Source organism: Rhodanobacter thiooxydans, assembly GCF_030291135.1.
In the GTDB taxonomy this organism is placed as follows: domain Bacteria; phylum Pseudomonadota; class Gammaproteobacteria; order Xanthomonadales; family Rhodanobacteraceae; genus Rhodanobacter; species Rhodanobacter thiooxydans_A.
Genome location: NZ_CP127409.1, coordinates 3,325,937 through 3,342,724 on the forward strand (window position 1 = coordinate 3,325,937; position 16,788 = coordinate 3,342,724).

The window sequence follows — 16,788 nt, forward strand, 5'->3', positions numbered from 1 at the left end:
GCGTCACTACTTCTTGTCGCAACATCGAGATGCTCTCGACCACGCATGCTTATGAGCGTACAGATCAGACCACCAGCGCTTGGTCAGCAAAGCATGACAGACTTTGATCCGCTGACACCCGATAGAAGGCATTCCAGCGGTGCGTAAACCTCGGCGAAACGATGCACAGAGCATCACCCTCGGGACACAGGCATACCTACAAGTGGCGCCTGAGACCCGCCGCCGCATGCTGGCCGTCCGGCGCCGGGACACGGCACCTGAGCTCCGCGTTCGCAGTACTCTTCACGCCATGGGCTTTCGGTTCCGACTACACAGCAAGGATCTCCCCAGCACGCCCGACATTGTCCTGCCTCGCCACCGAAAGATCATCCTCGTACATGGCTGTTTCTGGCATGGGCACGACATGTGCAAACGAGCGACGCGCCCCGTCAACAATGCCGACACTTGGGCAGCCAAAATCGAAGGCAATCGCCGGCGCGATCAAGAAAACCTTGATGCTCTCCGCTCACTGGGTTGGGGAGTCCTGATTGTATGGGAGTGTGAGGTACGGGATATCATTCTCCTTGAAAGGCGCTTACGCAATTTCCTCGAGCAGCCCGTGACAGGCGTCAGACCCGTGTAGTTCTTGTAGGACCGCCTAGCTGTTTGTTTGGTGGAGTAGCGCGCTTTGTCGGCTTTACGTAATCAAAGTAGATGCGCGGGTCGTCGCGCCCGTCCTTTTTGGCCGCGAACACGAGCTTCGCCCATCCCTTGATGATTCGCTCGTCACTCGAAGCCATTGGCGCGCGGCCCCATTTGTGCTTCAAGATGCCATAAAGCACTTCGCCGTGCAGCTTCGTGAATGCCGGCGGCACAGCCTCACCGATCATCTCTCGCACGTTCGTATGACCAAGTTTCTTGAGCGCATCCCCCCATTTGAAGTCGATTGGGAAAGTTTGGAGCAGTGAACATTCGAGCGGGCTAAGCAGACGATTTTGTGTCGGATGGATCGTGTAATCGCTTCCAATGTGTCCGCTTGCGGTCGTGACGGTAGCAGCTGGGCGGTCAGCATGCATTCGACGATAGCTACTCTTGAAGCCTTTGATCAGCCGATAGCCACCATCTCTTTCTTGCACTATGGGGCGTAAGAGCGGATTGGAACAATTTGGGCAAATCACCGTCTCAGGCAATACCTTGACGGGCCCGCAATGGTGACAAATATCGTTGTCCCAAGCACTGAGACCTGTGCCACGTGGAATCGCCGCCACCATGGCATATGTGCGTTCATCCCACACCGGCACGAAATGAAAACCAGCGTACCCTTCAGCACGAGCCGCCTTGGGCGTCGCTGCATCCAAATCCGGAAGCGCAAATGCAGCCAGTGCGTCCGCCAACGAGATCGGCATGGCGTTGCCAACGTCGGGAGCGTGCGTAGCCCGTGGGAATGGGGCTCTGCCAATGCGTAGTAATTTCTTCAGCCCGGGAAGATCTTTGCGCACGAAGGTCAGGAACGCCCTGTTGCGCGACTGGGGCACGCCGAAGTCGCAAAGATCCGCAACCATTGGAAATGCGACGTAATGTTTGGCCAATGCGGTGATGAGGTAGTTCGCAGCCGAGACCGGTTTCTTGTCCTTGGGATGATGGACCTTGCGGGCGAAAAACGCAGGTACATTTTCGACTACGATCAACGAAGGCATTAATTTCAACGCGACGTTAGCAACCACCGTTACAAGCAGGTTGCGCTCATCTTTTGAGCCAGCATTGGCATCGTCATGGCTGCCTTTGCCCGAGCGTGCAGAACTCATGCCCTGGCAAGGTGGGCAAGCGCAGAGCAAAGCTGGACGAGCCTTGCCGGCACGAGAGCGATACTTTTTGATCACGGTCCGCCAAGTCTTTCGCAAATCACCCGGCACGCCTTCGGCCTCTGGGTGATTGAGTAGGCAAACATCTAGGCGGCGCGCATCTAGTTCGGCCATTACGTCGAATCTGAAGCCTGCTTCACGATAGCCGACATCACCGGCGCCGCAATTGGAAAACAGACTTACAGCGCGCAGCTTACTCATGGCTGCTTTCCCTCTCGCTTCTCAGCGCCGAGGTCATGGACATCCAAGAACTGCTCGTGTACTTTCTTCGTCCGGCTCAAGAAGTCATGCCAAGACGTACGCTTTACGCGGCCGTCATCCACGAATCCCTTGTAGGCATGTCGATTGGAACTCTTCTTCAGTTTCTCGCCGTCTGCGACGAGGTCAATTCGCCATTTCCTGTAAAATTCTGCCACGGTCTCCGTGTTTTCTTTGAAGAATTGCTCGAAGGCATCGACATAATTGATCAATCGATCAAAATCCGTGTCGTCAAAGGCATGGCCAGCCTTCTTGATCTCCACGATGTGTAGAAGTCCGTCGATACTGACCAGCGTGAAGTCTGGTCGCTTGCTTTCGTAACCAATGGCGAGAACCACCTCGGTGCCGTAGGCCGTTTTCCAGAATTTCTCGAAAGCGTGCTTGAAATTCTTCAAGCTCTGGTTCTTCGTGATTACGGTCCAAGAAGGTTCAATGAGCCAAGGTGCTTGCGCGATAAGCTCCTGAAATTGGTTTTCGTCCATCGACACGTCGATAATTTTCTGGAGATCTTTGATCACCCTGACGCGCTGCGCGGCGATTTGAGCATAAGATGCCAGTTCCGCGATCTGAGCCTTGCTAAAGATGTCCAGCATCTGGTCAATAGACGCTTCGCCTTTGGTCACTTGGTTAGTGAATTCGTGGAAAGCTTCCATTAGTGCTTGATGCGGCGCGACCGAAAGAATAATCTGCGATAGGTCCTCAACATAAACGTCGTCGTTCAATTCGTCTTCAGCGGCGAAGCCGCCGAATTTCTTGGCCAAGTCGATGGCGACGCGCGCCACCTGTTTGTCCCCGAACCTTTGTCTAGCTCGATTCTCGATCTGGGACTTCCGGAGGAACTCATCGCGCACGCGAATCCGACGTGGCTCGCGCGAGATGCGAGCAATCTCCTTGATGAGTTCAGCGCCCCAGCGACGCAACAGCTGACCATAGTCTGAGTCCCAGAGGATGTCTTGGCGGTCTGTTCGAACGAGGTCATCACCTTGATCCAAGTCCAGCCACTCCGCCTCGACTTGGCCGACCAAGTACGAGCGCATTGCGAATTCGCCGGTGAAGCCTGCGGGCTGATTAAAGTCTCGCGTCACACCAACAATCTTGCCGCGCGCGTAGATTCGCACGCCCATCATTTCTTCGTTCTTGTACGCCTCTTTGGCCATGCCAAGCCATCCCGACACGGGGAGTGTGGAACCATCGTCGGCGATGACAGGGCGGCTGGCTAAGTCGACCTTTGAACCGGGTAGCAGCGGTATGTCTAGTGGATTGACCCTTACAGGTCCTACGTCGCTCTTGGTCGCGTCGACGATCAGAATCTTAAAGTCGGGTTTGGCGAATGTGAACCGCACGGCTAACTGGCGTAAGAATGTGTCCAGATCAGGGACACGCTTGGCCAGAAAGAACGTAAGTCTTATGCGGGTTCCGGATTTTTTGCTCCAACCGTGGTCGTCGCTACCAACCTCGAGTGGTACCGCATCGTCATCGTCTGTGACGATCTTGTCAAAGTCCATGAAGAAGTGCGAGATCGCATAACCATTCTTGGTCTTGGGACCACCGGCAGACCACACTTCAATGCGACGACAAATTCCGAAAGGGGCCAGTTTCCCGATGCCCTTGCGACCCATGACGGGCCGCTTTTTCGTCCTCGACCTGCTGCCGTCTTCGTTCTTTCGGGTCCGGCGATCCGCGCCCACCCGTAAGTAAAAACCGCTCGCTTCGTCGGGCGTCATGCCGTGTCCGTCGTCCTCGACATCGATTACGTAGCCAAGATCCTTCAGCTTCCCACCAGCCTGAGATGCAAGCTGGAGGTTCAGCGGCAGGCGGACGGTGACGGTTTCTGCATCTGCGTCGTAGCCATTGGCAATGAGTTCTGCGACCACCGCGCTGGCTTTGTCGTATAGCTTGACGCCAAGTTTGTCGACGGTGAGGCGCGAAATTCGTAAGTGGTACGGTGAGTGACCCGCTTCAGCCTTCTTCACGACCGAGGTTGGTCGACCGGACTCGCGGCCGTCGGCCGGCACTGCACGGCGAGAAGGTGTGGCCATTGGCATCTCCGCGTTGGGCGGCCCGATCCGGTGCCGCGATCTTGTTCGTGCCGCTCATGAGCATAATGAAGTACACGGCATTGTCGCATCATCTCGGCCAAGGAGAGTCCGATCAAGCACCGCTCTGGTCGCCTGGATGCCCCTGACACGACATACAGCTTCGTCGCTGCCACCAACGCCCGCTCGGCGAATCCCGTGCGGCCCTGCTACACGAGAAGCCGAGGCATCAAGAACGTACTGTTAGCAAACCGTCATCTTGGACATACTGCAACTCAATGTCGCTCACGGACGGATAGGCTGTGCGTGCTTATGCTCTCAACAAACGTGGGCCACCCGAGGGAACCCACGTTTACGCTTCACGTGTCACCGGATGCTTGGGTCATTTCACCCACTCCGCCTACCCCGTGACAGTAAAAAGTGTCACAGGGCGTGTCACATAGCCCACTCGGGAACCGAAGACGGGAGTGTGGGGGGATGACATCACGGGGATGCGCATGAGCCGAATTCGTCATGAAAGACACAAAAAAGCCCGCAATGACGCGGGCTTATCTGTCTCCATCCAATTGCTTGATTCGCAAAAGGAAATGGTGGCTATGGGTGGACTCGAACCACCGACCCCAGCATTATGAGTGCTGTGCTCTAACCGGCTGAGCTACATAGCCTTGGGGGAACCCGCCGTACCGGCATCGGAACGATGCGGGCGGGGCGCGGCAGTTTAGTCGGGTAGCCCGGCAGGTTCAAGTCTGCCGCTTGCCGCCGCTTTGCGCGCCGTGGTTGAATCGGCGGCAGGACTTCGCTGCGGTCTTGCCGGCCATACGGTGCCGTTCGACCCCAGGAGACGACATGATTGATGTAGATGGCTATCGTCCGAATGTCGGTATCGTGCTGCTGAGTGCGGATGGCCGGCTGTTCTGGGCGCGCCGGGTCAATCGCGACGGCTGGCAGTTCCCGCAGGGCGGCATGCGCTCGGACGAGACCCCGCTGGAGGCGATGTACCGCGAGCTGGAAGAGGAAACCGGGCTGGCCGCGCACCACGTCGAGGTGATCAGCGCCACCCACGGCTGGCTGCGCTACCGCCTGCCGAACCGTTACGTGCGCCACCACCAGCGGCCCACCTGCATCGGCCAGAAGCAGGTCTGGTTCCTGCTCAAGCTGGTCGGTGACGAGGACGCGCTGAAACTGGACGCCTGCGACAAGCCGGAGTTCGACCTGTGGCGCTGGGTCGACTTCTGGTACCCCGCCGCGCACGTAGTCAACTTCAAGCGACAGGTGTACGAGCGGGCGCTGCGCCATTTCGCGCCGCTGGTCGAGGATCTGTTCGGCATCCAGCTGGGCAGCCTGCCGCCGCGCGAGGACGCCGGGAACCCGCCCACCGGTCCCCGCGACGGCCGCGCCGCCGCCTGAACGGATGGCCGCGGCCAGTCAATCATAGTTGACAATCATTCGCATTCGCGTTCCAATGCGCACCATGTATATCTGCATGTGCAACGCCGTCACCGACCACGACATTCGCCGCGAAGCCGCCGGTGGCGTGCACACCTTTGCCGAGCTGCAGGCCCGCACCGGCTGCTCGGACTGCTGCGGGTGCTGCGAGCAGGAAGCGCGTGCCACGTTCGACCAGGCCTTGTCGCAGTTCACCTGTTCGCTGCCGCTCGCCACCGCCTGAGCTTCCCTTTCATCGCCCCGCTGCGAAGTCCCCGACTCTGCGGCGACGGATCGTTGCCATTCACCTTGCCACCGATCACACGCGGAGTTTGTATAGTCCGTGTTGTCTTCGATCGGAGTGGAAACCATGAAAGGTGATGCCAGGGTCATCGAGTTCCTCAACAAGGTGCTCTACAACGAACTGACCGCGATCAACCAGTATTTCCTGCATTGCCGCATGCTCAAGAACTGGGGCTACACCGAGCTGGCCGAGCACGAGTACAAGGAATCGATCGAGGAGATGAAGCACGCCGATCACCTGATCGAGCGCATCCTGTTCCTCGACGGCCTGCCGAACCTGCAGCACTTGGGCAAGTTGCGCATCGGCGAGAACCCGCTGGAATCGCTGCAGGGTGACCTGGACCTGGAACTGGCCGCGGTGAAGGACCTGCGCGAGGCGATCGCCTACAGCGAAGGCATTGCCGATTACATCAGCCGCGATCTGTTCAAAAACATCCTGCACGACGAGGAAGAACACATCGACTGGCTGGAAACCCAGTTCAGCCTGGTCAAGGACATCGGCGCGGAACGCTACCTGCAGAGCAAGATGCAGGGCTGAGCCACGCGGCTTGCCGGCCGTCACCCACCCGCCGGCAGCGCCCTGAAGCGTGCTCCCGTTCCTTGACGCTTTCGTCACGCCGGGGCTATACCTTCGGTTTTCCCCGGAACGCGCCGCATGGCCTCACGACCACCACCGCGTTTTGTCGTGCGCCGGCACGACGACGCCAGCCACCGCCGACGCTGGCTGTGGCTGGGCCTGGCCTGGCTCGGCAGCCTGCTGGTGGTCAGCCTGGTCGTTGCTGCGCTGAGCCGGCAGGCGAATGCTCCGGCCGCGGTGGACAACCGCCAGCAACGCGCCCTGCTCGGCCAGATCGACGATCTGAAACAGCAGCTCGCCAACCTGCAGCGGGCGGCCCAGGTCAATGAAATCGCCACCCGCTCGCTGCGCGGCACCCTGGCCCAGCGCGAGGAAGAACTCAACGGCCTGCGCGCCGACCTGGGTTTCTACTCGCGGCTGGTCGGCGGCGACGCCCAGCGGCAGGGACTGAAGCTGCAGGAAGTGAAGCTGCAGCCGATCGCCGGCTCGCGCGGCTGGAACCTCAGCCTGAGCCTGACCCAGAACGCCAAGCGCGGCGACGAGATTTCCGGCAACGCCCTGGTCAGCGTGGAAGGCCTGCGCGGCGACCAGGTGGCGCGGCTGGACTGGCCGGCGCTGGGCGATGCCGCGCAGAAGAGCGGCCTGCCGTTCCGCTTCACCTATTTCCAGCAATTGCACGGCACCATCGTGCTGCCGGCGGATTTCCGTCCGACGCGATTGCGCATCAGCATTCAGCCTGCCAGTGGCGAGCCGGTCAACCGTGCCGTCGCATGGGGCGCCGCACTGAGCGGAAACATCACCAACACCGAAGGGGACCGCGATGCTCAACCGTAGACGCAGCGATCGCAACGATCGCAACAGCAGCAACGAAACCAGCCTGATCGCCCGCGGCACGGTGATCCGCGGCGACCTGCGCTTCAGCGGCGCGCTGCACCTGGACGGGCGCATCGAAGGCAGCGTGCTGGGCGAGGGCGAGGACGCCGTGTTCACGCTCAGCGAACACGGCCACGTGCACGGCGAGATCCACGTGCCGCAGGCGGTGATCAATGGCCACGTGACCGGCGACGTCAACGTCAGCGCGCGGCTGGAACTGGCGCCGCAGGCACGCATCGACGGCGACCTGCGCTACCACACGCTGGAAATGGCCGCCGGTGCGCAGGTCAACGGGCGTATCTCGCGCCAGGCCGGAGACGCCCCGCGCGAATTGCCGGCGCCGGACGCCGAACTCGACGAGGCCATGCCGGCCTGAAGCGGTATGCTTGGCTCCAGTCCGCCCCGCCCCCATCTAGATGCCCATGGAAACTCTCGTCGCGATCCCCGATTACCGCAGCAGTGGTGCCCCGCTGGTGTTCACCGCCGCCGCCGCGCACAAGGTGCATGAGCTGATTGCCGAAGAAGGCAACCCGGCGCTGAAGCTGCGCGTATACATCTCCGGCGGCGGCTGCTCGGGCTTCCAGTATGGCTTCACCTTCGACGAGGCCCAGGCCGAGGACGACCTGGCGATCGAGCGCGACGGCGTGACCCTGCTGTGCGACCCGCTGTCGCTGCAATACCTGGGCGGCGCACAGATCGACTATGCCGAGAACCTCAGCGGCGCGCAGTTCGTGATCAGCAACCCGAACGCCAAGACCACCTGCGGCTGCGGCTCCTCGTTCTCGGCCTGAGCGCGCCGCCGATGGATCGGGCCAAACTGCCGCCGCCGAACACGTTCGCCGGGCTCAGCCTGGTCCTCGATCGCGTCGCCGAGTCGCGCGACGAGTCGGTGTGGATCGTCGAACAGGCCCGCTCGCCGCAAGCGCGCTACCTGCTGCTGGACCATGCCGGCGAAGCCTTCCTGCACCGCGACCGGGATGCGTTGCGCTGGCTCGACAGCGACGAGCGCGAACGGTGGCTCGGCGAGCAGCGCGCCAGCCTGCTCGGCATCGCCTACGAGCGTCCGCATTTCTTGCTGGTGGCGGACGACCCTACGCGCCTCGCCGAGCTGGAGCATGCACTCGACGCACGCCGCATGAGCCTGCGCGGCGCCGGCCTGCAACTGGCGACCGACGAGGCCGGCCTGTTCGCCTACGCCAAGGGCCTGGCGCACTGGCAGCGCGAGACGCGCTTCTGTGCGCATTGCGGCGCGCCGCTGCTGCTGGTCGCCGCCGGCCATCGCGCGCAATGCACCAACCCGGATTGCGCGCGGCTGCACTTCCCGCGCACCGACGCCGCCGTGATCATGCTGGTCGAGCACGACGGCGCCTGCCTGCTCGGCCGCCAGGCCGGCTGGCCGCCCGGCCGCTATTCCACCCTGGCCGGCTTCGTCGAGCCGGGCGAGGCGCTGGAGGACGCGGTGCGCCGCGAAGTGGCCGAGGAAGCCGGCGTGATCGTCGACGAGGTGCGCTACCACTCCTCGCAGCCGTGGCCGATGCCCGCCTCGCTGATGGTCGGCTTCATCGCCACGGCGCGCTCGCGGCACATCGCAAGGCGCGACCACGAGCTGGAAGACGCACGCTGGTTCACCCCCGAGCAGATCATCGACGGCATCGCCGACGGCAGCTTCCTGCCATCCACGCGCCTGTCGGTCTCCTACCAGTTGCTGGCGCACTGGCTGCGGCAGCGCGCGGGGCTGGAGCTGGATGCGCTGGTCGCCGGCGCCACACCGCGCTGACCCCGGCGCGAACTTCGCGTCAATCCTCCGGTCCCAGCCGCATCCACCACGAAGGATCGGCGGCGATGGCGCACGGAAGCACCCCGCACTCTGCCCGCGAGTCTTCGCCTGCGCGCTCCTGGCGGGCCGCATGCCGTCGCGGCGTCATCCTCGGCAGCGTCACGGCGCTGCACCTGCTCACCCTGGCGCTGGTGCTGCGCCCCGCGCTGCCGTACCGAGCGGCGCGCACCACCGGCCACGACAACGGCGAGGCATTGCAGCTCAGCTTCGTCGCACGGCCCGACAGGCCGCGATCCACCAACCCGCCGCCACGACTGCCGCGACCCCGGACGACGCGCCTGGCAAGGTCGGCGGCCGCAGCGCAAACACCGGGCGCCGTTGCGTCATCGCAGGTGCTCGTCACCTCCCCGCCGGCAAACCTGCCGGACGGCTCCGGTGACTACCACGCTGCCCTTGCCGGGGCGGGCAACACGCAATGGGCGCCACGCGTGCGCCTGCCGGGTTCGGGCCTGCCGCCACGCGCCGGTATCCTGCTGCGCAGCGGGCCGAGCCTGCGGCAGGCCGTGCGCGCGATGACCACCGCCAGCCGCTGCAAGTACGAGCGCATGAAGATGGAACGCAGCGCCAACCAGTTCGTTACGCGTCAGCTGGTCGAACGGGCGCTTGACGCCGACGGCTGCGGCCCGCAGCTCGATCGTGCGGCGGCCGACGGCACCGTCGATGCGATCTCGCATCGCGCGATTTTCGGCAACTGACCGCGCCGGGTGATACCGACGCCGGCACGTCGCTTACAATGCAGCCACTGTCTGCGAGTTCCTCCGTCATGGCCATCCGTCTGCTCGTTGCCCTCGTCGCCCTCGGTCTGCTGCACCTCATGCCGCAACTGGCACGCTGGCGCGGCGACGGCCTGTTCCGCCGCTGGGTGGCGCAATTGGCAGACACCAGCGGCGGCGGTCGCGTGGCGCTGGCCCTGCTGCTGCCGCTGATCCTGTGCGCGCTGCTGGAGTGGCTGCTCGGGCGTTCGCCGCTGGGCGAGTTGCTGCCGCTGCTGTTTGCGTTGGTGGTGTTGCTGTACTGCTTCGGCCCGCGCGAATTCGAAGCTGACCTGGAGGCGATCCTGGACGCCCCGGACGGCGCCAGCCGCGAAGCCGCGGCGCAGGCGCTGGCCGACGATGGTCAGCCGATTCCGTGGAACGCGCCGGCGCTGGGCGAAGCGATAGTCTATGCCGCGTTGCGCCGGCGCTTCGCCGTGCTGCTGTGGTTCTTCCTGCTCGGCCCGGCCGGTGCGCTGGGGTACCGGCTGGCGCAGACGCTGGGTCGCAACGACGCGCTGCGGCTCGATCCGGACGGCCGCCGCGCCGCCGGCTACGTGGCCAACGCGCTGGACTGGCTGCCGGCGCAGATGCTGACCTTCACCCTGGCCGTGGTCGGCCACTGGGAAGCGGTGATCGGCGCCTGGCGGCGCTGGCACAGCCAGGCCGCGCCGACCAGCTGGTACGGCGCCGGCCCGGGTTTCCTGGGAGCCGCGGCACAGGCCGACGTGCTGATCGACATCGAGGCCGGCGACGGTTACGCCGAGGAGCACAGCGATCCGCTGGCCGAGCTGCGGCGCCTGCGCAGTGCCCTGCTGCGGGCGCTGCTGGTCTGGCTCAGCGTAGTGGCGCTGATCGTGATCGGCGGCTGGGTGAGCTGATCCGCCCGACGCCCGCCGCGGGCGTCGACGTTACGCGAGATCGCCACGCAATTCGCGCACCCGCGCCTCCAGGGATGCCGCCGTGACCTGCGGTGATGGTTGCGCGGCATCCACCACCAGTTCCACCCGCGCGCGGAACCGCCGTGGCAGGCGCGCGCGGCGCAGCATCGAGTCGCGCCGGCTCCACACGCTGCCCCACAGGCCGCGCAACGCCATCGGCACCACCGGCACCGGCCGCCGCGCCAGGATCTTCTCCACACCGGGCCGGAACGGCGCGATCTCGCCGTCACCGGTCAAGCCGCCTTCCGGGAAGACGCACACCACCTCGCCCTCGGCCAGCGCCGCATCGATGGCATCGTAGGCCTGCTGCAGCACCGCGGGATCTTCCTTGTGGCCGGCGATCGGGATGGCTTTGGCGGTGCGGAACACGAAGCTCAGCAACGGGATGTTGAAGATCCTGTAATACATCACGAAGCGCACCGGCCGGCGCAGGTTCGCCATCAGCAGCAACGGGTCCATGAAGCTGACGTGGTTGCACACCAGCAGCGCCGGCCCTTCCTCGGGAATCTGTCCGGCACCATCGGCGCGCACCCGGTACAGCGTGTTCACCAGCACCCAGGTGATGAAGCGCATCAGGAACTCGGGCACCAGGGTAAAGATGTACCAGGCCACCAGCACGTTGAGCAGCGCCGCGGCGAGGAAGATCTGCGACGCATCCAGGCCCAGCGCACCCAGCCCCAGGCCGAAACCGGCGGCCAGCACGATCAGCAGCGCATTCAGGATGTTGGTGCCGGCGATGATCCGCGACAGCTTCTCGCGCGGCGCGCGCGCCTGCACGAAGGCAAACAGCGGCACCACGTAGAAGCCGGCGAACATGCCGATCAGGGTGAGGTCGAGCGCGACACGCCAGTTGCCCGCGCCGCGCAGGAAAGCCAGCCAGTCCAGCCCGCGTACGGACGCCACACCGTGCCGTGCGAAGTACAGGTCCACGCCGAACGCGGTCAGCCCGAATGCGCCCAGCGGCACCAGTCCGATCTCCACCCGCCGGCCCGACATCTTCTCGCACAGCAACGCGCCGAGTCCGGTGCCGATCGAGAACAGGGTCAGCACCAGCGTGTTCACCGAGCCGTCGCCGCCCAGCGTCTCGCGCGTATAGATCGGCAACTGCGCGATCAGCACCGTGCCGAAGAACCAGAACCACGAGATGCCCAGCACTGCGTTGAACACCGCGCGATCGGCGCGGGTGATCGCCAGCACCCGCGCGGTCTCGCTGAACGGATTCCAGTTGAATTTCAATCCCGGCGCGGTCGCCGGCGCCGGCGGAATCCGGCGACTGGCCAGATAGCCGGCCACCGCCACCGCGATGGTGGCGCCCGACGCCAGCAGCGGCCCCACGCCAGCCACCAGCATCAGCGAGTTGCCGGCGATCATGCCCACCAGCATCGCCATCTGCGTGCCCATCTCCACCAATCCGTTGCCACCGACCAGCTCGGCCGGTTTCAACGCCTGCGGCAGGATCGCGTACTTGATCGGCCCGAACATGGTCGAGTGCATGCCCATCATGAACAGCACAACCAGCAGCAGCGAGGTGTGGTGTGTGTAGAAACCGTACGCGGCCAGCGCCATCGCGCCGATCTCGAACAGCTTCACGTAGCGGATGATCCGGCTCTTCTCGTACTTCTCGGCCAGCTGGCCCGCTGTGGCGGAGAACAGGAAGAACGGAATGATGAACAGTGCCGGTGCCAGGTTGGTGTAGAGCGACACCGTGTGATCGTCCAGCCCCATCTGGAACGCCACCAGCATCACCAGCGCATTGCGGAATGCATTGTCGTTGAACGCCCCCAGCGCCTGGGTCCAGAAGAACGGCGCGAAACGCCGCTTGCCCAGCAATGCGAATTGGCTCATGCGATGTCCTGGGTTGGTGCCGTCACGCCCACCGCGGAGGGTGCGAGGGGACCTGGCAAGTATTGCCGCGTGTGACTTGCGGACACAACCAGACACAAAAAAACGCCACCCATCAAGGGTGGCGTTTCTTCAAGGCAAGTTCAGAGCGTCAGAACAGCATGCTCATCCCTTTGTACGTGTTGCTTAGTAGTCGTACGTCATGGAGAGACGCACGTAACGCGGCGACTGGAAGTAGGTGCCGAGACCATAGGTGTTCGAAACCGTACCCACGTCGGTCTGCGAGCGCGGGGTCGTGTTGGTAACCCGACGCTGGTTGAGCACGTTGAAGACGTTGAGCGAGAAGCCCAGCTTGTGGTCGGCAAACGCCGGACGGTAAGTCACCGCCAGATCGACCTTCTCCGTCCACGGCGTGTTGCCCACCGCACCCGGACCGCTGGGCTGACCGAAGCAGAAGTGGTAGTCGCCACCGTAGCCGATCGGATCAGTCTGGTTGGCACCAAAGCGACCCAAGCAGGTCTTCGGCGTACCCGACTGGATGCGCGCTGCGGCGGAGAGCAGCCATTCCGGCGTGAGCTGGTAGCTGCCGCGGATCTTCAACTGGTGCCGGCGGTTGTTCGCCAACAGGCCGCCGCTGGCAATCATCAGCTCGGCTGCATCCCAGTCTTCCGTCTTGGACACGTCATCCTGGCCCAGGTCGGAACGCACCTGACCCTCGGTGTTGCCCCAGCTGCGCGAGAACGTGTAGTCCACGCGTGCCTGCCACTTGCCGTTGAACGGGTGCTCCAGGTACATGTCGAGCGCGTAGTACTTACGCTTGGCACCCTGGTTGAAGCCCCAGTCAGCCTGCGACATCTGGACGCTCTTGTAGCCGCCGTTCGAGTCGTTGAGCAGGAAGGTGTTGGTGCGGCCCGGGTTGAAGATATAGCAGCTGTGAATGTCGAGCGTGGAGGTATCGACGCCCTGCGCAATCAGCTTGTCTTCGATCTTGCCGCCGTCGCAGACGTCATCGATCGCAGACTGCAGCTTGCGGTAGGTCGCCTTTGCACCATAGGCCCAATCCGAGCCCAGCGTCTTGTCGAAACCAAGAATGGCTTCATCCTGGTATTGCGACTTCAGATCGGTCGGGGCGAAGGTCTTGTTGTCCGGTGCGATACCGTACTCGCCGTTGGCCGACACCGGACCTGGACCCAGTGCGGTCAGACCGGTCGGGGCACCAGTCACCGGGTCGATACCGGTGTAGGTGGAGTACTCGCGCGTGAAAGTGGAGGCAGAGGCACCACGAATGGCCACGCTGTTGGGCAGCGCGAGGAAGTAGCGACCGAGGTTGCCATAAACCTTGAACGAGGAGTCACCGAACACGTCCCAGCTGGCGCCCAGACGCGGTGCCCACTGGTTCTTCTGATCGACGTACGGCTTGGCTGCGCTGTTGTAGTTGGTGAAGTGATCGTTGCGCACGCCCAGGCTGAGCATCACGTTGTCGCTGACCTGCCAGCGGTCTTCCAGATAGAACGCCTTCTGCTTGACCGACATGCTGGTGGTGGTCTTGAAGATGTACTTCTGGACGTAGTAGCCATTGCCGCCCGGAGCACCGACACCGAGCGCCGAATTGATCGGCGCAGTCGGCTTGCCGGACTTGCTGTAGATCCAGAGGTAACCCGGGCCACCCATGTCCTGGCCCTGGTTGTGGGCGAAGTAGGACTGGTTGTCGATACCGAGCGCGAGGTGGTGATCACCCAGCTGGTATTCCAAGTCGGCGCGCAGGCCGCGCGTCTTGCTGCCCGCATCCGGCGTGGTGATCACGTAATCCGTAACACCGTTGCGGATCGGGGTACCACCGGTGATGGCCGGATTCTGGTTGGTCACGCCCGAGAGGAACGGCAGTGTGGCGCTGAGCCCCGGGATGACAGTGTAGTTCTCGGTCTTGCTCTTGCCGTAAGTCACCGACAGCGTCAGGTCATCGGTGATGTAACCGGTGTACTTGGCGATATCGTACCTGTTGGCGTCCTTGGTCGAGGTCGGATGGCCCGTGATCCCGGCGCTGTGCATGCCGGTGGCATAGCTGTAGTTATACAGGTCGCCGCTGTAGGACGTGTTGCTCTTGATGTGGGTGTATTCCAGGATGTTGCTGTCGTTGATGTTCCAGTCGAACTTGGTGTACAGCTTGGGCAGGCTGTACTTGTACTCGTTGACTGTCTGCACGCCAGCGGCGGAGGTCGAGGTGCTCGTACCCCGCTGCTTTTCGGACTCGGCCGACACGAACATGTACAGGCGATCGCGGATCAGCGGACCACCGGCATAGACCGAATAGGTGGTATCCCAGCTGGTGTTGTTCTTGCGATTGCGATAGATCGTGCCCGGCAGGTTCGGGTTGGTATAGACATAGCCCGGCGGCAGCTGATTGTTCGGGTAGTAGATGTTTTCCGGATCATTGGCCAGCGACTTGGGCGCCCAAGTCACCTGGGCGCCGAAATGCCACTCGTTGGTACCGCGCTTGCCGACCTGGCTGATCACGCCGCCATCCGAACGACCGTACATGGCGCTGTAGCCGCCGGTGTAGGTTTCCTGCTGGTCAATCGAGCCATACGGCAGGCCAACGCCACCCAGAGCCTTCAGCGGATCGGTCGTGTTGAAACCGTTGATGTAGTAGGCATTCTCAGTGACGCCGGCACCGCCGAACGAAACCGTCCGGCCAAAGGCGCCATTGCCGGCGACCGCGCCCGGAGCAAGCAGGGCAATCGACTCGGCGTTGCGGCCGATCGGCAGCTTGGCCAGTTCCTGGGCGGTGATGACCGTGCGCGAGTCAACCGAGGAGACGTCGATCACGGGAAGCGCATTGGCCTGAACCGTCACCGCACCCAGGTTCTGGGCGTTTTCCACGCCAGCAAAGGACACCGCCGTACCGGCGCCAACAACAAGGTTGACATTGTCACGCGTGTCGACCGTCACGCCATCCTTCTTGAGGGTGACCGTGTAGGTGCCGAGCGGAAGATTGGCGACGCGGTAGCGTCCGGTGCTGTCAACAGCAACCTCGCGGGTAATACCGGTGGAGCCACTTACCGTGACGGTCTCGCCAGAGGCAGCTGGCGCCTGGCCGAAGATGCTGCCGGTGGTCGCCTGACCGAAGGCCATGCCACTGAAGCCCAGACCCAGCGCCAGGGCGAGCGCGGTGCGCTGCAGCTGCCCCGCCTTGAAATTTTTACGCGAATTCATCGTGGTGACTCCCCATGGTTCGGCCCGAAAGATCCGGGCACAAGAAACTTTTGTGTGTTCGTGACATCCAAGGGCGGCATCCTGGAAACTCTGCAAGCCCATGCCGATCCATATGATTTAGACTAGGTTTCTTACGCAAACAGACGCGTAAGTTATTGCGACGTTAATTCAAGAAAACGCGCAGGTCAACCGGCTCTTAACTTAAATTCGCAGATTTCTACACTTGACTTGTGACATAAACTTACACTAGACCCACTACACAAGGCGGTCTTCCTGATGGACGCGCAAATGCCTACTGCCCCGCAAGACGCAGAAACTTTCGCCGAACGCATCAAATTGCTGATCCAGCGCGTGGGGAGTGCCACGGAGATCGCCCGAATGTGCGGCTTCTCCGAGGGCGTGGTACGCAGCTGGCGCGACGGCAACACCGATCCATCGCGCGCACGTTGCGTGACACTGGCCAAAACGCTGGGCATCTCGCTGGTCTGGCTGGTGGCCGGCGAGGGAACGCTGCAGGTCGACCCCAGCCCCGTCGGCATGGATGAGCAGTACAGCTCGGAAAAGGCCTCGCCGCAGCGCGCCCATGCTCGCCTGGGTGCTGCGCATGACCACATCGCCACCACCACGGCGGTCGATGCGCAGCGGCTGGATACTGCCGTACGCATCCTGCAATCGGAGCTGAGCCTGGCCGACAGCCGTCTGTCGCTGTCCGAGAACACCGACCTGCTCAGTCAACTCTATGAGATGCTCGGTCCCGGCGGGACTCACGTGGATCCACTCGCCATGGTGACGTTCAACCAGCGGCTGGCCGAGCGGATCCGTCAGGAGCGCAACACGGCCTGACTCACGATCTGGTGCACCACCAAGAGAACGCGGCAGCCAACCAGGCT

The 16,788-nt window shown here is 63.0% G+C and carries 15 protein-coding genes and 1 tRNA gene; 11 read left to right on the plus strand and 5 right to left on the minus strand.

The features are described from left to right. Positions 1-226: 226 nt before the first annotated feature. Positions 227-622, plus strand: a complete 396-nt coding sequence (locus QQA13_RS15310; RefSeq protein ID WP_108471905.1) for a very short patch repair endonuclease — start codon at positions 227-229, stop codon at positions 620-622. On the opposite strand, the gene QQA13_RS15315 is transcribed toward QQA13_RS15310, so the two are convergent. The 3 genes from QQA13_RS15315 to QQA13_RS15325 all read right to left on the minus strand — a co-directional run bounded on the left by QQA13_RS15315 (position 609) and on the right by QQA13_RS15325 (position 4,800). Continuing rightward, positions 609-2,042 (minus strand): DNA cytosine methyltransferase, encoded by a 1,434-nt coding sequence (locus tag QQA13_RS15315; protein ID WP_108471872.1) that lies wholly within the window; start codon positions 2,040-2,042, stop codon positions 609-611. The two genes, QQA13_RS15310 and QQA13_RS15315, sit on opposite strands and share 14 nt — an antisense overlap. After that, positions 2,039-4,138: an ATP-binding protein gene (locus QQA13_RS15320; RefSeq protein WP_108471873.1), complete on the minus strand. Its 2,100-nt coding sequence runs from the start codon at positions 4,136-4,138 to the stop codon at positions 2,039-2,041. Before QQA13_RS15320 ends, QQA13_RS15315 begins: the two co-directional genes overlap by 4 nt. A gap of 585 nt (positions 4,139-4,723) precedes the next feature. Beyond that, a tRNA-Met gene (locus tag QQA13_RS15325) sits at positions 4,724-4,800 on the minus strand. 181 nt (positions 4,801-4,981) lie between these two features. Here QQA13_RS15325 and QQA13_RS15330 point away from each other — a divergent pair. The 9 genes from QQA13_RS15330 to ampE all read left to right on the plus strand — a co-directional run bounded on the left by QQA13_RS15330 (position 4,982) and on the right by ampE (position 10,783). Further along, on the plus strand, positions 4,982-5,542 hold the full coding sequence (locus QQA13_RS15330) for an RNA pyrophosphohydrolase (RefSeq protein WP_108471874.1): 561 nt from the start codon (positions 4,982-4,984) through the stop codon (positions 5,540-5,542). A gap of 55 nt (positions 5,543-5,597) precedes the next feature. Continuing rightward, positions 5,598-5,804, plus strand: a complete 207-nt coding sequence (locus tag QQA13_RS15335) for a (2Fe-2S)-binding protein (RefSeq protein ID WP_108471875.1) — start codon at positions 5,598-5,600, stop codon at positions 5,802-5,804. Between the two features lie 126 nt (positions 5,805-5,930). Beyond that, the gene (gene bfr / locus QQA13_RS15340) at positions 5,931-6,401 is read left to right on the plus strand and encodes a bacterioferritin (protein WP_108471876.1); all 471 of its coding nucleotides are present in this window, start codon (positions 5,931-5,933) and stop codon (positions 6,399-6,401) included. A gap of 117 nt (positions 6,402-6,518) precedes the next feature. After that, positions 6,519-7,274 carry a DUF6776 family protein gene (locus QQA13_RS15345; protein WP_108471877.1) on the plus strand — a complete coding sequence of 252 codons (756 nt, stop codon included), beginning with the start codon at positions 6,519-6,521 and terminating at the stop codon, positions 7,272-7,274. Continuing rightward, the gene (locus QQA13_RS15350; RefSeq protein WP_108471878.1) at positions 7,261-7,689 is read left to right on the plus strand and encodes a bactofilin family protein; all 429 of its coding nucleotides are present in this window, start codon (positions 7,261-7,263) and stop codon (positions 7,687-7,689) included. Before QQA13_RS15345 ends, QQA13_RS15350 begins: the two co-directional genes overlap by 14 nt. 46 nt (positions 7,690-7,735) lie before the next feature. Further along, on the plus strand, positions 7,736-8,104 hold the full coding sequence (gene erpA / locus QQA13_RS15355) for an iron-sulfur cluster insertion protein ErpA (protein WP_189339749.1): 369 nt from the start codon (positions 7,736-7,738) through the stop codon (positions 8,102-8,104). Between the two features lie 11 nt (positions 8,105-8,115). Further along, positions 8,116-9,090 carry an NAD(+) diphosphatase gene (gene nudC / locus QQA13_RS15360; RefSeq protein WP_108471880.1) on the plus strand — a complete coding sequence of 325 codons (975 nt, stop codon included), beginning with the start codon at positions 8,116-8,118 and terminating at the stop codon, positions 9,088-9,090. A 65-nt stretch (positions 9,091-9,155) separates the two neighbouring features. Beyond that, positions 9,156-9,845, plus strand: a complete 690-nt coding sequence (locus QQA13_RS15365) for a hypothetical protein (protein WP_108471881.1) — start codon at positions 9,156-9,158, stop codon at positions 9,843-9,845. 68 nt (positions 9,846-9,913) lie between these two features. Then, complete coding sequence (gene ampE / locus QQA13_RS15370) at positions 9,914-10,783, plus strand: regulatory signaling modulator protein AmpE (RefSeq protein WP_108471882.1); 870 nt, start codon at positions 9,914-9,916, stop codon at positions 10,781-10,783. Positions 10,784-10,813: 30 nt separating this feature from the next. Here the strand turns inward: ampE and QQA13_RS15375 are convergent, their stop codons facing one another. Both QQA13_RS15375 and QQA13_RS15380 read right to left on the minus strand, forming a co-directional pair. Then, a complete protein-coding gene (locus QQA13_RS15375; RefSeq protein ID WP_108471883.1) occupies positions 10,814-12,688 on the minus strand; it encodes an MFS transporter in 1,875 nt (624 codons plus the stop codon). Between the two features lie 183 nt (positions 12,689-12,871). Continuing rightward, a complete protein-coding gene (locus tag QQA13_RS15380; protein WP_108471884.1) occupies positions 12,872-15,898 on the minus strand; it encodes a TonB-dependent receptor in 3,027 nt (1,008 codons plus the stop codon). Positions 15,899-16,174: 276 nt separating this feature from the next. Here QQA13_RS15380 and QQA13_RS15385 point away from each other — a divergent pair, with 276 nt between their 5' ends. After that, positions 16,175-16,741 (plus strand): helix-turn-helix domain-containing protein, encoded by a 567-nt coding sequence (locus QQA13_RS15385; RefSeq protein ID WP_108471885.1) that lies wholly within the window; start codon positions 16,175-16,177, stop codon positions 16,739-16,741. The last annotated feature ends 47 nt before the right edge of the window (positions 16,742-16,788 follow it).

Coding starts and splice junctions, on each gene's coding strand:
- QQA13_RS15315 (WP_108471872.1), bottom strand. CDS start 2,042: ATGAGTAAGCTGCGCGCTGTAAGTCTGTTTTCCAATTGCGGCGCCGGT.
- QQA13_RS15345 (WP_108471877.1), top strand. CDS start 6,519: ATGGCCTCACGACCACCACCGCGTTTTGTCGTGCGCCGGCACGACGAC.
- nudC (WP_108471880.1), top strand. CDS start 8,116: ATGGATCGGGCCAAACTGCCGCCGCCGAACACGTTCGCCGGGCTCAGC.
- QQA13_RS15330 (WP_108471874.1), top strand. CDS start 4,982: ATGATTGATGTAGATGGCTATCGTCCGAATGTCGGTATCGTGCTGCTG.
- QQA13_RS15365 (WP_108471881.1), top strand. CDS start 9,156: ATGGCGCACGGAAGCACCCCGCACTCTGCCCGCGAGTCTTCGCCTGCG.
- QQA13_RS15385 (WP_108471885.1), top strand. CDS start 16,175: ATGGACGCGCAAATGCCTACTGCCCCGCAAGACGCAGAAACTTTCGCC.
- QQA13_RS15320 (WP_108471873.1), bottom strand. CDS start 4,138: ATGGCCACACCTTCTCGCCGTGCAGTGCCGGCCGACGGCCGCGAGTCC.
- ampE (WP_108471882.1), top strand. CDS start 9,914: ATGGCCATCCGTCTGCTCGTTGCCCTCGTCGCCCTCGGTCTGCTGCAC.
- QQA13_RS15310 (WP_108471905.1), top strand. CDS start 227: ATGCTGGCCGTCCGGCGCCGGGACACGGCACCTGAGCTCCGCGTTCGC.
- QQA13_RS15335 (WP_108471875.1), top strand. CDS start 5,598: ATGCGCACCATGTATATCTGCATGTGCAACGCCGTCACCGACCACGAC.
- QQA13_RS15350 (WP_108471878.1), top strand. CDS start 7,261: ATGCTCAACCGTAGACGCAGCGATCGCAACGATCGCAACAGCAGCAAC.
- erpA (WP_189339749.1), top strand. CDS start 7,736: ATGGAAACTCTCGTCGCGATCCCCGATTACCGCAGCAGTGGTGCCCCG.
- QQA13_RS15380 (WP_108471884.1), bottom strand. CDS start 15,898: ATGAATTCGCGTAAAAATTTCAAGGCGGGGCAGCTGCAGCGCACCGCG.
- QQA13_RS15375 (WP_108471883.1), bottom strand. CDS start 12,688: ATGAGCCAATTCGCATTGCTGGGCAAGCGGCGTTTCGCGCCGTTCTTC.
- bfr (WP_108471876.1), top strand. CDS start 5,931: ATGAAAGGTGATGCCAGGGTCATCGAGTTCCTCAACAAGGTGCTCTAC.